The sequence below is a fragment of the Nostoc sp. KVJ20 genome, from assembly GCF_001712795.1.
Lineage (GTDB): Bacteria > Cyanobacteriota > Cyanobacteriia > Cyanobacteriales > Nostocaceae > Nostoc.
In genome coordinates this window covers 1-1,696 of sequence record NZ_KV757816.1, presented here as the reverse complement: position 1 = coordinate 1,696, position 1,696 = coordinate 1, and the positions used below count along the sequence as shown (strand labels likewise).

1 protein-coding gene and 1 pseudogene are annotated in these 1,696 nt (G+C 40.6%); both read right to left on the bottom strand.

Features of this window, described 5'->3' with window-relative positions; all coding sequences use genetic code 11:
* Window positions 1–469: pseudogene (locus A4S05_RS37825) on the bottom strand (hypothetical protein); the annotation flags it as partial.
* 249 nt (window positions 470–718) lie between these two features.
* Window positions 719–1,525, bottom strand: coding sequence for a DUF5131 family protein (locus tag A4S05_RS37820; protein WP_069074860.1), 807 nt, complete (start codon window positions 1,523–1,525; stop codon window positions 719–721).
* Window positions 1,526–1,696 lie beyond the last annotated feature (171 nt).

Here is a 1,696-nt window from a genome sequence, read left to right as displayed (position 1 = left end):
GGGAATACCTTTGTGGGTCAAAATTGACCCCACCCCCCATGCAGAATTGACCCCCCCCACTGGGTGCAAAATTGACCCCACCCCCTGTGCAATTTTGACTGGGGTTAATTTTAGCTGGGGTTTCTTTTGTTGTTTTAATTTGGGAGCGAAGTAATGGAACTTGGTTAGGAGAAACCCACGAAGAAGGTGTAGTGGGAGTATAAATGTTAGTAGTTCCAATACGTTCTTGTATTTCAATCATTCCGGCGGCTAGTAAAAGCTTGATGGCATTTTTGGCAGTTTTGAGAGCCATGTAACAATGTTTAGCCATCTTAGGGATAGACTCAAAACAACCGCTTACACCTGCTCTTCTTTGGATATGCGCGTACAGTCTAAATTCTGATGATTCAAGTGGATAATCATCAAAAAAACCGGGAATGAAGACTTCAAAAGCTGTCCGATTATTGATTTGATTTTCTGCTAAACTCATAATGATATACCTATTGAAGAAGAATTCAGAAGTCAGAATTCAGGAGTCAGAATCAATTAGTGCGGGATTCAGACCCGCCACTACGAAAGTTGACCGCTAAATATGCAGATTTAGCGGGGGTATTAAACCCGCTTATTCATTCACCAGTCGGAAAGAATTCATTGCTGAATTCTGACTCCTGACTCCTGAATTCTGTTTGATAAAAATTGCCTTCCCTCGAAAGTCTCTTAACAATCGAGGGATTTGTTTCTAATCACAAGTCAAGTTTGGAAATTCCCGAATTTGTATTTGTTGAGGAAATTCAGGAAGTTCGCCGCCTTTGGGGTGTTTCGTTTTAAAAGGTTGCTGATTCAAATAAACATTTGACCCCAATTGCTTGACAAACACAGGCGTTTTTGACTCGTTGCACTGTTTGACGAGAGACTTGACCCATTCGATATGGCATGGTCTAGAGTCTGGCCCTGATTCACCACCGATAATAAGCCACTGGACATCATTCAAATATTGGCTAATATCGCCCAAATGTTTTAGTAATGGCTCCACTGACCAAAACCTAACACTAGCTGGAATTTGGGCAAGGAATTGACTACGTTCTTCAAGAGTGTGACGGTTTTCTATAGAAGTTCCAACCCAAATATTAGAAGGTAATTCCTCTAGTCCATGATTAGAGAGCCATTCATTTATAGATGACAACATAACTTCTGGGCGCTTAGTGAGGATTTGGAATATCTGCTTTGGCGCTACGAACATTCCATCTAACATTTCATGTTGCCAAGAACGTGGAATCCATTCACCAAAAACATCAGTCATTGAAGAAACGAAATGCTTCTTAGGTTTCCTTTGGAACCTCCATTTCCGAATAGCTTCTGTATCTAACACTAGCTCTGGTGGTTGCCCAGAGTAGGGTTGCTTATTCCCACCAAAAAAAGAATTTTGATTTAGCTTTTCGCTATAGCAATTTTTACACCCATCAGATATTTTTTGACACCACCAACCGCCTCGCTTGGCACGGATGATATTATCTGTTAAGTCTGCCCATTCTATATTTGTTGGCATGATTACTTTTCTCTCATTAACTTGAAATTGAACAGTTGAGTATGACTAATAAAACACCTCTTACGGAATATGATTCCCCGTGGAAGCAGATGTTGCAGTTGTATTTTGAAGACTTCATGCAATTCTTTTTTCCTCAAGCCCATGCTCACATTGATTGGAGTAGAGGTTTCG

Coding starts and splice junctions, on each gene's coding strand:
- A4S05_RS37820 (WP_069074860.1), bottom strand. CDS start 1,525: ATGCCAACAAATATAGAATGGGCAGACTTAACAGATAATATCATCCGT.